Source organism: Pseudoalteromonas sp. PS1M3 (assembly GCF_016865405.1).
Taxonomy (GTDB): Bacteria; Pseudomonadota; Gammaproteobacteria; order Enterobacterales; family Alteromonadaceae; genus Pseudoalteromonas; species Pseudoalteromonas marina.
Map to the genome: position 1 here is coordinate 1,166,467 of NZ_AP022624.1, position 15,758 is coordinate 1,182,224.

General features: G+C 38.7%; 12 protein-coding genes. 7 read left to right on the forward strand and 5 right to left on the reverse strand.

The genetic code is table 11. The features are described from left to right. The first annotated feature begins 238 nt into the window (after positions 1–238). The 3 genes from PS1M3_RS05345 to PS1M3_RS05355 all read left to right on the forward strand — a co-directional run bounded on the left by PS1M3_RS05345 (position 239) and on the right by PS1M3_RS05355 (position 5,564). On the forward strand, positions 239–3,163 hold the full coding sequence (locus PS1M3_RS05345; RefSeq protein WP_008129311.1) for a TonB-dependent receptor domain-containing protein: 2,925 nt from the start codon (positions 239–241) through the stop codon (positions 3,161–3,163). Positions 3,164–3,392: 229 nt separating this feature from the next. After that, positions 3,393–3,695 (forward strand): H-NS family nucleoid-associated regulatory protein, encoded by a 303-nt coding sequence (locus tag PS1M3_RS05350; RefSeq protein WP_006794071.1) that lies wholly within the window; start codon positions 3,393–3,395, stop codon positions 3,693–3,695. Positions 3,696–3,812: 117 nt separating this feature from the next. Continuing rightward, complete coding sequence (locus PS1M3_RS05355; RefSeq protein ID WP_203986633.1) at positions 3,813–5,564, forward strand: DEAD/DEAH box helicase; 1,752 nt, start codon at positions 3,813–3,815, stop codon at positions 5,562–5,564. Between the two features lie 21 nt (positions 5,565–5,585). Here PS1M3_RS05355 and PS1M3_RS05360 read toward each other — a convergent pair whose 3' ends face one another. Continuing rightward, a complete protein-coding gene (locus tag PS1M3_RS05360) occupies positions 5,586–5,921 on the reverse strand; it encodes a ribonuclease E inhibitor RraB (RefSeq protein WP_008129315.1) in 336 nt (111 codons plus the stop codon). 202 nt (positions 5,922–6,123) lie between these two features. Between PS1M3_RS05360 and PS1M3_RS05365 the strand changes: the two genes are divergently transcribed. The 3 genes from PS1M3_RS05365 to PS1M3_RS05375 all read left to right on the forward strand — a co-directional run bounded on the left by PS1M3_RS05365 (position 6,124) and on the right by PS1M3_RS05375 (position 12,617). Beyond that, positions 6,124–7,848, forward strand: coding sequence for an autotransporter assembly complex family protein (locus tag PS1M3_RS05365; RefSeq protein ID WP_203986636.1), 1,725 nt, complete (start codon positions 6,124–6,126; stop codon positions 7,846–7,848). Continuing rightward, positions 7,848–11,537 carry a translocation/assembly module TamB domain-containing protein gene (locus tag PS1M3_RS05370; protein ID WP_203986639.1) on the forward strand — a complete coding sequence of 1,230 codons (3,690 nt, stop codon included), beginning with the start codon at positions 7,848–7,850 and terminating at the stop codon, positions 11,535–11,537. Before PS1M3_RS05365 ends, PS1M3_RS05370 begins: the two co-directional genes overlap by 1 nt. A gap of 195 nt (positions 11,538–11,732) precedes the next feature. After that, the gene (locus PS1M3_RS05375; protein WP_203986642.1) at positions 11,733–12,617 is read left to right on the forward strand and encodes a peptidylprolyl isomerase; all 885 of its coding nucleotides are present in this window, start codon (positions 11,733–11,735) and stop codon (positions 12,615–12,617) included. Between the two features lie 58 nt (positions 12,618–12,675). Here the strand turns inward: PS1M3_RS05375 and queF are convergent, their stop codons facing one another. Next, positions 12,676–13,521 carry an NADPH-dependent 7-cyano-7-deazaguanine reductase QueF gene (queF, locus tag PS1M3_RS05380; RefSeq protein ID WP_006794065.1) on the reverse strand — a complete coding sequence of 282 codons (846 nt, stop codon included), beginning with the start codon at positions 13,519–13,521 and terminating at the stop codon, positions 12,676–12,678. A gap of 59 nt (positions 13,522–13,580) precedes the next feature. On the opposite strand from queF, the gene syd reads away from it, so the two are divergent. Then, on the forward strand, positions 13,581–14,120 hold the full coding sequence (syd, locus tag PS1M3_RS05385; RefSeq protein ID WP_203986645.1) for a SecY-interacting protein: 540 nt from the start codon (positions 13,581–13,583) through the stop codon (positions 14,118–14,120). Positions 14,121–14,183: 63 nt separating this feature from the next. Here the strand turns inward: syd and PS1M3_RS05390 are convergent, their stop codons facing one another. The 3 genes from PS1M3_RS05390 to PS1M3_RS05400 form a co-directional block, all read right to left on the reverse strand. Further along, positions 14,184–14,957 (reverse strand): Zn-ribbon-containing protein, encoded by a 774-nt coding sequence (locus PS1M3_RS05390; RefSeq protein ID WP_010557127.1) that lies wholly within the window; start codon positions 14,955–14,957, stop codon positions 14,184–14,186. 13 nt (positions 14,958–14,970) lie between these two features. Continuing rightward, a complete protein-coding gene (locus PS1M3_RS05395) occupies positions 14,971–15,237 on the reverse strand; it encodes a hypothetical protein (RefSeq protein WP_138740132.1) in 267 nt (88 codons plus the stop codon). Positions 15,238–15,501: 264 nt separating this feature from the next. Next, entirely contained in the window at positions 15,502–15,738 is a 237-nt protein-coding gene (locus tag PS1M3_RS05400; protein ID WP_006794061.1) for a DUF2789 domain-containing protein, read from the reverse strand. Between the last annotated feature and the right edge of the window lie 20 nt (positions 15,739–15,758).

The following is a 15,758-nucleotide window of genomic DNA, read 5'->3' on the forward strand; positions in this document are numbered from 1 at the left end:
AAATATTTAACTTTTATTTTTTTTTAATAAAAACAAGTTTTTAGTGGTGTATTTATCCCTGTAATAGCAATTTCTTTTCATATGTAATAATTAAATATTAATGCAACGTTAATTCCTTGTTGACCTTGTTGTTTCACTAGTATTATCATTGGTAACACAATCATGGCGTCTTGTAACAAGTTACGTGCCGCTAGATTGAAAAAATTATAATTAATAAATGTATTCCTGGGAGAATCAAATGTTAAATAGCAAAATCTCAAAAGCAGTTCGCTTAGCGATCGCTTTTGGTGCAGCATCTACAGCTGCGTTTTCAGCAAGTTCTTCTGCTGCAGAAGAAGAATCTGCAGCAAAAGTTGAGCGTATCCAAGTAACTGGTTCACGTATTAAACGTACAGATTTAGAAACAGCGTCACCGGTAACAGTGATTGATTCTGTTCAACTTGAGAATCAAGGTATACAAGACGTTGGGCAATTCCTACAATCTAGCGCTGTGATGTCTGGTTCACCGGCAATGACAACTACAAACAACGGTGGTAACGGTGGGACTTTCGTAGAACTTCGCGGATTAGGTTCGTCTCGAACTTTGGTACTTGTAAACGGTCGACGCCCAGTTTCTTCTGATTTCCAAGGTATCCCAGCTTCAATGATCGACAGAATTGAAGTTCTTAAAGATGGTGCGTCTGCTACTTACGGTGCCGATGCAGTAGCTGGTGTTGTTAACATCATCACTCGTGATGATTTTGAAGGCGTTGAGTTTAAAGCTCAAACTTCTGGTTCTTTTGATGTATCAGAAAATAAACAAGTTGGTTTTAGTTTAGTTGCTGGTAAGAATTTTGATGCTGGTAATATTGTTGTTGGTATAGATTATGTTGATCAATCTGAAGTATATCAAGGCGATGTAGATAAAGTTGATTTCTTCAATTTCCCATGGCAGGTATGGGGCGATGATGCTGAAAAATCTTTCCGTGAGAACGGATTAATTGGTTTGCCAAATGAAAATGCTAACGTAATTGAAGTTGGCTCTGGCTCTATCCCTTGTGGTAACTTTTATCTAGCTAATACAGCTGGTAGTTTTACTAATGATACGTGTGATGGTGGTATCGCTTCTGCAGCTGATATGCGTCCTTATGTGGGTGGTGGAGCAAATAACGACACTTATAACTATGCACCAGTAAACTATCTTCAAACGCCATATAAAAAATTGAACTTCTTTATTGAAGGTGGTTTTGAGATTAATGACGATACTCGTATGTACACTGAAACGCGAATTAACAAGCGTACATCACGTCAAGAGTTAGCTGCAGTTCCATACGATACTCGCTTTGATCCAGCTTACAGTGGTACATATGAGCAATTAGACGCAGATGGTAATACTGTATTAGATGCAGATGGCAATCCTGTAATGATCGCTTTTAATGGTGTTTCGAAAGACAACTATTATAACCCATTTGACAATGACGTAACTCGTTCACGCCGACGCATGCTTGAAGGTGGACGTAGTTTTGAGCAAGACATCGTTAGATTCCAACAAGTTTTAGGGCTTGAAGGTGACTTTGGTGATGGTTGGTATTATGACGTAAATTACAACTACGGTTATAGCCAAACAATCAGTACTGATTTTGGTCAACTTTATGGGCCAAATTTAGCTAAAGCAATGGGTCCATCTTTCCAAGATGATGCTGGTAATATCGTTTGTGGAACCGAAGCTTCTCCAATTGCTGACTGTGTTTCTATGAACGTATTTGGCGGCCCAGGTTCTGTAACTCAAGAAATGCTTGACTACGTTACTTCACCGTTAGTTGATTCATCAAATTACACCATACAAACTCTAACTGGGTTTTTGGGCGGCGACTTCTTTGAATTACCAGCAGGTGTAGTTTCAGGTGGTTTTGGTTACGAATACCGTAAAGAAGAGTTAGAGAGCCAAGTCGATTCTGGTAAGTTTATGGGTGAAGTAACAGGTAATAAGAGTAAAGGTACAATTGGTGACTTCTATGTACATAGTTTATTTGCTGAATTCCGTATCCCATTACTAGAAGACTTACCTTTCGCTGAGCGTGTAGAAATGCCAATTGGCGTGCGTTACGATGACTTTAGTGCTTTTGATTCATCAACAACTTACCAGCTAGGTCTTGAGTGGAAAGCTAATGATGATCTTTTACTTCGTGCAACGTACGGGACAGTATTTAGAGCACCAGGCATCTCTTCTCTATACGGACCACAAAATGATTCATTCCCATCAGCTACAGATCCATGTAGCACATCTAACTGGGCATCATTAACATCTACGCAGCAAGGTTACTGTACTGCCGATGGTGTTCCTGCTGGCGGTAGTAACAACCTTGACTCTCAGCAGTTAGCGAAAGTGGGCGGTAATGAAGAATTACAGCCTGAAGAGGGTGATACTTTTACATTAGGTTTAGCATGGTCTCCTGAGTTCATTGAAGGCCTTGGTATCACTGTAGATTACTGGTCAATTGAGCTTGAAGAAGTTATTGATTCAGTAGGTGCATCTGATTCTTTAAGAGGTTGTTACTTAGGTGGAATCGAGTCTTTATGTTCTAATGTTGAACGTACAAACGGCGAGATATCTCTTCTTAGCGCTCAGGCGACTAACTTAAGCCGTATGACAGCTAAAGGTATTGACTTCGAAGCTAGCTATTCATTTGAAGCTTTAAACGGTTCTTGGAGTTCGGTCTTAAGCTGGACACACTTCTTAGAGCGTGAAAACCAAGTTTATGACTCAGCTGATTTCGCTTTCAAAATGAGAGACTTAAATGGTCGCTTTGAAAATGATACAACGTACGCTACAGATAAAGTTAATTTAAATGTTTCTTACACTTTGGATAACTTAAATTTAGCTTACAGCATGAACTACATTGGCGGGACCGAGTATGAAGACCTTCTTTACTGGGGTACTACGGCTGTTAACCCGGATGACGAAAATAGTCCACTAGTTCAGTATGGTGTAGATTCTTACATGTACCATGACCTAACAGCCACATATAACTTTGAGTCTAAAACTACAATTTCAGTTGGTATCACCAACCTTACTGATGAGTTACCTCCATACATTGAGCCTGCTTTCAATGGTAACACTGATGAAAGTAACTACAGACTGTTTGGCCGTAGCTGGTTCATGAGATTTTCTCAAAGCTTCTAAGCCAAAACTTAGTTAAGTTTATACTATTTAAAACCCTGCGAATTTAAGCAGGGTTTTTTCATTTAAATGCGGTTTGTAGTTTCAGACTCCAAGGGTTCAAATTCTAAAGTTTACTTTATCAAGAGTGTGAACCATCATTGTTTAAATGATTTTTACATAGAGAGGATACAATTTATGCCTTATTATGTGATCGTTACAACTTAGATAATTTTAAATTAAAGAGACATAAATGAAAGAAGTTCGAGCTTTTATAAAGACTGCATCCTTAACTGAACTTGAAAAAGCACAACAATTAGTTACTGATGCAATTTCAAAATATACCCAACAGCAAAAAGCAAAACAGGAAGTTTTGGATCTTTTAAAAGAAAAAGGACTTACGTTAGAAGATTTACAAGACACATCCGCAGATAAGCGCACCAAGGTTAAAGCTAAATATCGCATTGAAGTTGATGGTGAAATCATTGAGTGGACTGGCCGTGGCCGCCGCCCAAAAGCGTTTGAAAATGTTGATTTACAAAAACACCTAGCTTAACAATATAAAAGAGAGGCGCAGCTTCTCTTTTTGTTTCCTACCAATAATTTTAATAAAGCTAAAAAACGTCATCCGTTATTAGATAAAGTATTCTTATTCAAATCCAATTGTTTTCCTATGAGCTATAAATTAAGACCTTATCAGCAAGAAGCAGTAGAGCGTACTGTTTTACACTTTAGAAAAACCAATGATCCCGCAGTTATTGTGTTGCCAACAGGTGCAGGTAAAAGCCTTGTCATTGCTGAGCTTGCTCGTATAGCTAAACAAAAAATATTGGTACTTGCTCATGTTAAAGAACTCGTAGAGCAAAATTCACAAAAATATAAAAGCTTTGGTTTAGAGGCGAGTATATTTTCAGCAGGTTTAAAAGAAAAATCTTTAACGCTTCAAGTCACTTTTGCCAGTGTGCAGTCACTTTCGCGTAATTTGGATAAACTCAATGAGCATTATTCTTTACTTATCATTGATGAATGCCACAGAGTAAATGGTGATAAAAAAAGCCAATACGGCAAAGTTATAAGTGCATTACAAGCGTACAACCCGCATTTAAAAGTATTAGGCTTAACGGCTACGCCTTATCGTTTAGGCATGGGGTGGATATACCATCACCATTATCATGGTTTTGTTAAAGGGACGACAGAAAGCCCATTTAAACGTTGTATATTTGAATTGCCGCTTAGGTACATGATTAAAAATAACTATTTAACCCCACCAAATGAAGTTGATGCTGCGATTAACCACTACGATTTTTCGTCTCTAGAGACGAATGCGTTTGGCCAATACACTGCCGATGATATGAACGCACTTTTAAAAAAGAGCGAGCGAGCAACTCAGGCTATTCTTAAACAAGTGATTGCATATAGCGAGCAGCGCAAAGGTGTAATGGTTTTTGCGGCAACAGTTATGCATGCCCAAGAAATATTAAGCTACTTACCAACAGCCCAAAGCGCGCTAATTACAGGCGATACGCCTAATATTGAACGCGATAAAATCATTTCTGCGTTTAAAAGTAAAACGTTAAAGTATTTGGTTAATGTTTCTGTATTAACAACCGGCTTTGATGCGCCACATGTAGATTTTATTGCCATCTTGCGTCCTACAGAGTCTGTAAGCTTATACCAACAAATTGTAGGTCGGGGCTTACGATTATCAGAATCTAAAACCGATTGCTTAGTGATTGATTATGCCGGAAATGGTTTTAATTTATTTCACCCTGAAGTAGGGGATAAAAAAGGCGACAGCGATAATGAACCTGTACAAGTACTTTGTCCAGGTTGTGGGTTTGCTAATATATTTTGGGGTAAAACGGACTCTGCTGGCAAAGTTGTTGAGCATTTTGGTAGACGTTGCCAAGGGTTATTAGAAGACGATGAAGGTAGCAAAGAGCAGTGCGATTATCGTTTTAGATTTAAAGAGTGTGAGGAATGTGGTGCGCAAAACGATATTGCTGCTCGAAAATGCCACGACTGCGGCGCTATAATGGCTGATCCTGACGATAAGTTGCGTAATGCGCTAAACTTAAAAGATGCATTAGTGCTTCGTTGTAGTGGGCTAACAGTAACTCAACTTAAAGACGAGCTAATCAAAGTTACTTATTTTGACGAAGACGGCACTAGTTGTGATGAAGTTTATAACCTTGCCAGTAAAGGCGGTCAGTTTATCTTTAATAAACAATTTGGCAAACGGCTTGCGCATGGGCAAAAACCAACAGACTTTGAAGCAGCAGAACAGGTAATTAAAGCGCAGTTTGACTTGGTGCCCCCTGACTTTGTGATTGCGCGAAAAAGTAAAAAATATGGTTGGAAAGTAGCAGATAAGCTATTTGATTATAAGGGGAGTTTTAGAAAGGCAAATCAGTTAAGTCGTTAAACTTAACTGATTTTTAATATATTAAGCGGCGTCTTCGTCCATTAATCCCCAGCCGTCACCGTAACCGTTATAGCCATTCGCTATACTTTCTAGGTACTGTTCAGCTTGGCCTAGTAATGTATGCTCTGGTACCATTTGTACATGAGTGATTACTTCCCAAACGCCAGTGTCTTTGCATTTTTCGACGTCAGCGGTTTGTACTAATGCATCAGAAACAATATCTTTAGCAAACTTATCAGCATCGGCTTGTTGCTCAAATAAAATGAAAAAGTCGATTTGCTGCATTTTGCTTAAATCGACGCCTGCAGCGGCTATTTCGGCTAACAGCTGGCCGTTTTCGTCATCTGGAAATTGCATTAAAAACTCATCTAAAAATATTTTTGTGTTCGTTGGCACTATTGTAACTAAAATATTGTCTTAACGCGTACTAATTTTATCTTCTTCACATTTCATATTTAAACTGAGTTTGTCATTAAGTTAATGTGTTGGTCATTATGGCTATGTTAATATGCGCCACATTAGCTCGTTTTAAGTAGTATATAAGAGTAAGGATATTTGCTTGTTTATTAAGTTTTTACGTTGCATGTGCATTGCCATTGTTTTTATGACTGCAAATTCCTATGCGGCAGAAAGAGTCATCGAAGACTACAAAATTAAAGGCATAAATGGTGATTTAGAAAAAAACGTAGCGCTATACCTAAAGCAGCTTAAAGGTGAAAAACCAACAAGAACCCTTCAACGTTATGCTAAAAGCCAGGTACAAAACAGCATAAAAGCACTGGGTTACTACAGCCCAACAGTTGAGGTTGAATTTGATAAAGACGATAGTGAACTCGTTGTAAAAATTGAGCGTGGTCCTGCAACACGGATAGACGCCATTAACATTACATTAAATGGTGAAGGGAAGAACGATAAACAATTACAAACCCTTATTAAAAATACCAATTTAAAACAGGGTGATGTTCTAAACCATGGTGACTATGAGTCAGCGTATAAAAAAATAGAATCTATGCTTTTGGAGCTTGGCTACTTTGATGCTAAATGGCCTGCCCGCAAATTGGAAGTTTCAATTAAAAAAAATAGTGCCGTTGTCACGTTTGTGATTAACACCGGTGTGCGTTATCAATATGGCAGTATTGAAATTACCAGTGATACGCCAGCTGAAAAATATATTCGTTCTTTGTCACCATTTACTCAGGGACAACCTTATAAGTCAACTTACATAGCCGACTATAACCTTGAGCTTTCGAGCACACCTTATTTTGCTAGTGTGCGTGTTTATGCTGATATTACAGCGCGCAAAAACGCCCAAGTTCCCATCAAAGTTGAGGTTGTTCCTAAACCTGCAAATAGCTTTGAAATTGGCGGCGGTGTTTCTGAAAGTGAGCCTAGGTTCCGTTTTAAGTGGAGTAAACCTTGGATCACAGAGGATGGCCATTACCTTGATACAAATATGAATATTGCTGAAAAGCAACAAGATCTCTCTATGGCATACAGCGTTCCTGTAGACGACCCTAATGATGATTTATGGCGTTTTTCAGTGGGTTATAAACTGGAAGACGAACTTGCAGATGATGTCTACAGCGAGATATTAACCGCACAATTACAAAGGCAGTGGCTTACTGAGGAAAATTGGGTAAGAACAGCGTTTTTACGCAGAGACCAAGAGACGTATCGTCTTGGCGATGATCCAGAAGAGTCGACTGAAATGTTAATGCCCGGAATTAGTTATGCTCGCAAAAGTTTAAAAGGCGGAACGACTCCTTATTGGGGCGAGCAATGGCTTATATCAGCAGAGTTTGGCCTAGATGATGCGCTTTCCAGCACGAATTTGTTGAGGGTTCAATTACAGCATGCATGGCTTCGTACATACCTTAATAAGCATTTAGTTTTTCTTAAGGCAAACATTGGCGCAATGCTAGTTGATGACATAAATAATGTACCGTATTCACTGCGGTTTTATGCCGGCGGTGATCAAAGCGTTCGTGGTTTTGCTTATCAGTCAATTTCGCCAGAAAATGATGATGGTGAACTAATAGGGGGTAAATATTTGCTTGCTGGCACTATGGAGTACAACTATCAGTTTGCTCAAAATTGGCGTGCAGCATTATTTGTTGATGGTGGTACTGCTACGAATGATTTTTCAGATGAATTTGAAGTGGGTGCTGGTTTTGGTTTTCGATATTTAACGCCTGTGGGCCCTGTACGAATTGATCACGCTTGGGGCTTAACTAAAGATAGCAAAAGTACCCGCTTGAGTATTACCATAGGGCCAGAAATTTAATGTTAATAATAAAAAAAATAACAGCCATAGTAAGTGCAATTTTAGTTTCGCTAATTATTAGCGTATTTTGTTTATTATTTACTGCACCCGGTAATCAATTTATTGCCTATACGGCAAATAAAGTTGTTGATGGATTACACATAGAAATTAAAGATGGCCGCTTTATTTATAACGATGCGTTTAATGTTCGTTTTAAAAATAATGGTCTAGATTTTAATGCCCAGCAATTAAAAATCGATTTATTTTGGTGGCAGTGTGATGGTATCTGTGTTGATAATTTAAGCGCTAAATCTATTAAATTAACCTTGCCAAAAACAGTTGAAGCGCAAGATGAAGCACCCCTTGAGCCCCTTGAAAAAATTACTTTACCTTTTAATGTTTCAATAAAAAATATAGCGGTTAATGAGTTTACATTAAACCACCCTAGTGCAGATGTGAGCGTTAATAACTTTCAACTATCAGCCAAGGCTGAAGGTTCAAAACTCACTGTAAAAAGCTTAAATATTCCGAGTATACTTGTTGCTTTAAAAGAGCAAGAACAACTTGCCAAGGCGCAAACTGCTCAAAGCAACAAAGCTGCACTTACGCAATTACCAGCACTTCCTGATATTGAATTTACATCACCCATTGATTTAGCCATTGAAGCCTTTGATATCGAAAAGGTAACAATTGAGCAGGGCGATGCGCAGCATAATATCGAAAACATTTCGCTGCTATTAAATGTAGAAGATGCCGTGATTAATTTGCAGTCGCTTTCAGCTACCTATGAGCAGTGGCAGCTTAATACCCAATTAGATGCAGAGCTTTTAGGTAACTTGCCTGTAAAAGGCTTAGTGACTTTAAAAAGTGACGAGCACCAAGCAAACTTAGAGTTAAACGGTGATTTAGCTGGCTTATCTATAGATTTAGAAACGAGTGGCCAATATCCGCTCACGTTAACAGCGAATGCTAATTTAAAGCAAAAAAATTACCCATTTGAGCTAAGCGGTAAAATTAACCAATGGCTTATTGATGCGCAAAGTAATGAGCTTAAAGTTAAAAATGTAAGCCTTAAAGCAACTGGTAATGCTGATGACTACCAACTCAACTTACAGGCAAACAGCCAATTAGGTGCTTATCCGGCTGTTAATCTTAATACTCAGCTGACAGGTGGTTTAACTCAAGCCACGCTTAAAACATTAACTATTAAAGCCAATGAAAGTAGTTCGATTATAAAAGCTAATGTTGATTGGCAACAGGGCATTAAAGCGAGTTTTAACGGCTCGCTTTCAAACCTAAAATCGCAGTATTTTACGGATGCTGTAACCAGCGATATTTCAGGGCAATTTAAAGGGTCATTTAATGCTGCAGAAAGCTCGTGGCAACTACAAATGGATGATACTAAGCTAAGCGGATTATTAAACGAGGTACCCCTTGAGTTTGCGTCAAACTTTCAGCTTGATGATGCATTAAAAGCCAATATTGATAGCCTTTATTTAAGTAGCGGCACTAATAAATTAGTAATCAGTGGGCAAGTTGATGATACGTGGAAAGTTGACGGTAAAATAACACTTAAAAGTAATAAAGAGGCAAATATGCCATTTATTGCTGATGGCAACGCTGATTTAAAAGTAAGAGGGCAGAGGTTAACGCCTTCTGTCGATTTAGCGTTAATGCTTGATAGCTTCATTTTTAATGAAATCAATATAAATAAACTGACGGTAAAAGGGCAGTTAGATACAGCCGCTGATTGGCAAACTGAAGTATCGTTAAGTGTTGGCTCGGCGCTTGTGGCTGGTGAGCAAATTAATAGTGTAAAAGTTGATATTAGCGGCGATAAAACAGATCACCAACTTACAGCATCTGTAGATGCCGAGCAGGGCAGTGCAGAGCTTGAAGTAAATGGCAAAATTAATAACGCTACCTGGAATGGTGAGTTTAGTAATGTAACGCTAAGCGACAAAAAGTTAAGCTTTAGCAACACTAAAAATATTGCTGTTATGTTTAACTCGCAAAACGGTAATTTTAATGTAAGTGCGCACTGCTGGGCTTCTAAGCAAAGCGAGCTTTGTATAGACACGCTTGCCCAAACTAAAGCGCTAGGTCAGTTAAATGCTAAGTTAAACAATTTAGCACTTGAAGAGCTTAAACACTTTTTACCCGATAACATTCGTACCCGTGGTGATGTAAAGGGTAATGTGGCGCTCAATTGGAATGCAGGCGCTCTTAAAACATTACGCGCAAGTTTAAATGCAAGTGACTTGACCACTGTTTTAACCTCAGAAGAAGATCGCTTTAAATTACCTATAGAAACACTCAGTATTAGTGCTTTTTCAGACTCTCAAAAAGGGCAGCTTGAAGCAAATATAGAGTCAAGCGTACTAGGTAAAATTGATACATACATTAATATTGACGACATACAAAATACGCAGGCGCTTAATGGCACTATTAATATTGATAAAATATTACTTTCGGACTTACAACCCTTTATTGAAACTCTTGAGCAATTAAAAGGTGATATTAGCGGTAAGGTCGCACTTGCGGGTACGTTAAAAGATCCACTATTAAATGGTGAGCTTAACGTAAACGATATAAACCTTGAGGGTGAACAGCTTCCTATTGCGCTACAAAAATCAAATATAAACATATTATTTGATAAAACGACCGCCACAATAGAGGGCAATTTAAACGACAATCAAGGTGGCAATGTAAAGCTAAACGGTGATGTTGATTGGCAAGGTGAACAACCTGAAGTAAATGTAAATGTGCAAGGCGAGCAGTTTTTTGTACGCGCACAACAAGGCGTTACTTTTAAAATATCGCCAGATTTAAAAATAGGGTTAGCTAATAATGCACTTAAATTAGCGGGTGAAGTAGTTGTACCTTATGGTCGTATTACGATTGAAGAGCTTCCAGAAGGCGCTGTGCAGGTTAGTGACGATGAAATTATTGTTGATCAAAAAACTGAAACCAACGAAAAGGTACCATTTGACTACGACATAGACTTAAATGTGATCGTTAAAAATGACGTTAAAGTAGAGTCGTTCGGATTAGAGTCTAAAGTGGCTGGTGATTTAGCGATTAAAATGAGTCAAGGTGTTCCAATTATTGCAACGGGTGAGCTCAATTTAATAAATGGCACTTATTTAGCATTTGGCCAAGATTTAATTATAAGAACTGGCCAAGTGGGCTTTAGTGGCTCCATTGAACATCCCTATTTGAATATTAAAGCAATCAGAAACCCAGCTAATACAGCAAATGGTGTTATAGCTGGTGTTACGCTTACGGGAAATGTTAAAGAACCCACTCTAAAGCTGTTCTCTGAGCCTGCAATGGATCAGGCGCAAACCTTAGCATACTTACTCAATGGACAGCCGCTAGGAGAGGGGGAGGGAGCATCAAGCAACGCTATGCTTGCCCAGTTATTACTTTCTCAAGGGGTTAGTAGAAGTGAAGGGGTTGTGTCAAAGGTAGGTGAAACGTTTGGTCTTTCTGATGTTAGCTTAAGTTCGTCAGGAAGTGGTGACAGCACTAAGGTAGAAATTTCAGGCTATGTTGCGCCTAGCTTGCAAGTTAAATACAGCGTTGGGGTATTTGAGTCACTTAGTGAAGTGGCCATTCGTTACCAGTTGTTGTCGCAACTCTATATAGAGGTAACCAGTGGTTTATACCAAAATGTTGATGTGCTCTATAAATTTGATTGGGACTGAACTATAAGCTTCTAGAGCCTGAGGAACTGTCAGGTTGAATTTGCAGCAGCCTGTTTGGTATTTGGGCAAGGAAGAGCCTATGTATTATGGTTATCACCTATAAATTGGCGATAACCTCGCATTAATGTCAAACAGACCCTAGGTAAGTTAGATTGCTTAAAGCTACTTTTAAATAATAAAAATAAAAGGTTGAATATGAAAACACGTTTTTCAATTTATGTAATGGCTCTTTTGTTGAGCGGCTGCGCTACAACAGCTAACAATAAATCCGTTATAAATATACAAACACCACTTAGTGCCAATGATGTAATAAAAAATGCAACTGCAGATGAGTGGCAAGTAGTTGATTCTCAAAATATTTTAAAAATAACCTTACCTACTGGTTCGGCTTACATAGCATTAAATCCACAACTAGCCCCAAACCACACGCAACATATTAAAACGTTGGCGCAAGAAGGCTTTTATAAAAACACCCGTGTTTATCGTTTTGTAGAAGGGTTTGTAGCACAAGGCGGCGACAGTTCAGGGAATAAAAAAATACAAACAGCTAATAAAACGGTACCTGCAGAGTTTTATTTACCAACATCGCAACCATTAAAAATTACCGAGTTAAAAGGCGATGGATACGCGCCTGTTACGGGGTTTTTAAATGGTTTTGCTGTTGCGCAAAACCAAACACAGACTCAAACATGGCAAGTGCATTGCAATGGTGTATTTGCAATGGCACGCGCTAATGATATAAACAGCGCAAGTACTGAGTTTTTTGTCACTATTGGGCAAGGCCCACGTTACCTTGATAAAAACATTACCGTGTTTGGAAGAGTACTCGAGGGTATGGAACACTTTAATCGTTTGCAGCGTTTACCCACTGAGGGACTGGCGTTTAATCCAATAACGAATATTGAAGTGCTGGCTGATGTTAATAGCGATGCAACAGTATTCAAGGTAATGAAGACAAATTCAGCATCGTTCAAGCAACTGATAGATGCACGTAAAAGCCGAACGGAACCCTGGTTTGTCCAATCGTATAATTACGTTGATGTATGTGGTATGCCTATCCCAACAAAGCGCGTTATTTAAATATTAAAAAAGGAGCTGAGGCTCCTTTTTAATGTTTATGTTTGAGTGTTTAACGTATTTACTGACGATTAATCTTAACGGCAAACGGTGTTTCGTTATAATGCGTAGAACGGTATGGGTTTATGTCTAATCCGCCTCGGCGTGTATAACGTGCATACACTTCAAGCTCTTTAATGTTGAGTTGTGTGGTTAAGTCACTATAAATGCGCTCTACACATTGCTCATGAAACTCGTTATGTGTTCTAAACGATATTAAATAACGTAGCAGCGATTCACGGCATATCTTCTCGCCTGTGTATCTTATAATAATGCTCGCCCAATCTGGTTGAGACGTTATTAAGCAATTAGATTTTAGCAAATGGCTATTGAGTGTTTCGGTTACTATTTCATCGCTATGTGCTTTAAGTGAATAGGCATCAATATCATAGTTATCTATTTCAATATCTAAATCATCAATGCATTCCCCAGGCAGTGCAGTACAGGGTAAACAGTTAAAATCGTCCGCTTTGTATAGGGTTACTTGTACCGGACTATTAACTGCGCCTGATAAGTCATCGATTAAATGTTGCTTAACTGTGTTTATGCTCTCAAAACGAGTTTGATTAAAGCTGTTTAAATAAAGCTTAAACGATTTAGACTCAATAATGTGGCTGCTTTGGCATGCAAAAGTAAATAAGGCGACAGCCACTTGCGGTTTACCTTTGGCGTTTAACCACGAAAGTTCGTAACCTGTCCAAATATCTTGGCCTTTAAATGGCAGTTCGGCTTCATCAATATTTAAAGCATCACGATTTAGCTTGCGGGCAATTGGGAAAAGCAAGCTTGGCGTATAGTCGTCTACATATTCAGTAGATTGTCCTAATACACTGCCTTTAAGGTCTGGAGAGTTGCTGTAATCTGTCATGTTTGCTCTTAAATAGTTACAATGTGCGCATTATATCTAATTTAATTGAGTTTCACAGTATGTCTGTAGCATTGCTTTTAGAACAACTTCACCATCAATTTAGCGAAAATACCCTCAAAAACACTGCTAAGTACCCACTTATAGCACACGATGAACAATGGCCGAGTCCGTGTGAGCTAGGCGAGGTTGACGAGCAAGGAAATATTCAATGGCAAGGCGTACGTCAGCAGCCAGCTGGCTCATTAAACAATTTAGCTAAGGCATTAGAGCTTGAGTTTCCAACAGCGTTAAGCGAACTTTATGGGCACATGTACGGTGGTAGCGTATTGGCAATTATTGACGGACATCAAATTGAACTGTTGCAAGCATGGAATAGCGACGACTTCGATATGCTTCAAAAAAATATTACTGGTCATGTTTTAATGAAACGAAAGCTAAAACAACCCGAAACTGTGTTTATTGGTTTAACAGATAAAGAAGATTTACTGGTCAGTGTGTTAATTCATACTGGAGAAGTTTGCCTTGAGCACGTTGGTAAAAAAACGCACCACGTACTTGCACCAAATATAGAGTCGTTTTTAAAAGCGCTTAAAGTATAAAACGTCATTAATAAATCAGCTTAGCAATATCGCTGAGCTGATTTTAAAAAGTCGTTAGAGGAGCTATTGAAAGTCCCACGACACATTAGAGACTAAACCACACGGTTCACACCTAAAATCAAATAGCCCAAACCAAGGTTCATCTAGTTTCCAATCGCCATTACAGCTTGGACATTTACGCTCAAGCTCAGAGGCTTTATCCACACCACCAACTCGATATAAGTAATAGTAAACCGGCTTTTTAGTTAAAAAACTAATACGCTTGGTGATGTCTTTTCCGCGGCGATATAAGTCACTTTTAGTACTGGATATTTCCTCAAGGGCAGGAAACTCACAGCGTGTTGCGCCATTAATTTGTATTTGATCGCATGCTTGCCAATCTTCTTGCCACTTAATTAGCGTTTTGTAATCGCCATTGGCGATAGCAGGGATGCGAAATAGTGGCACAGGTAAAAAGTCGTCGCCACAATAAAGAGGGCTACAGGTATGCACATAAGTAGTATATAAAATGTAACTTGACGGCTCAGTGCAGCAATCCGCTCCATTAGAGTGAATATCTTGGCCAATCACTTTTACTTTTGGGGCCAATAAACCTGCGTTATGTAGTTTTTCAATGCTGTGTTTAACAAAAGGGCTATTATTTAGCGGGTGCATAGCGTCTTCAGTTGGGCACATAACACGGGTTATGAAAAAGCCGTCTTTTAAAACGGTGGGGAACTCTTCCCCCATTATTTGGCCATTAAAGCGAAGCGCATTTACTAAGCGGTTTATGGCTTGTTCGGCTTGTTCTAGGGTGGTGTCTTGGTAGCAATCAAATGTTAAATCAACAACAAACATTTATGGTCTCAAATTATTTTTGTTCTAGCAGTGAAAGTAATTGATCAAGTTTTTGCTCAATTCTGTCTAGTTGGCTTGCTTTTAGCTCAGCGTTTTCTGGCTGCTGGGAAGTTTTAATAAAGTTATTTATAGAATCCGGGTTATTTTTGTATTGGCTCACAGCTGCAATAATCATTGGCATTGGAACCGGTTGCGCTAAGCGACTTTTAGTTAATGCGACTGTGGGTGTTTTGCCTTCATCTAAAAGGACTTGAATTGCATCAAATACAACTGAATTCATTATATTTATAACTCTTAAATTAAATAAAGCGCAGCATACACATGCTGCGCGGGTGCTATGGTAGCAATAAAATGGGTATGCTACATTAAATAACCTAATACTTAGGTTAAAAACTTATTTCTAATAACTTACCTCAACGCTAACTTGCGTAAATATGCCTGAGACAAGTCAAAAATCGATCAGTAAATTGGCCTTGATCCCATTAAAAATCGTCATGGATTAGTAATTTTGAAGGCTTTAACATAGCTATCTAGCTAAATAATGCTATTTGCCTTGGCGAAGACGAACATCTAACTCATCAATCACTTCACTCCAGGCGCCATCTTCAGCAAGCGATTCCGCTAAAAAGTGTTGCTGTGCTTCATCCCAAAATGCTGCATCTTGAAGCAGTGTTGTGTCTTTTAACTCATGTGAAGCAATAAATTGGTCTATTTGAGATTCTGAATTTGGTAAACCAAGTTGTGCAAATAATGTATGAATATCGTGTTTAGTAGTATCCATGTTACGACTCCTTTAAATAA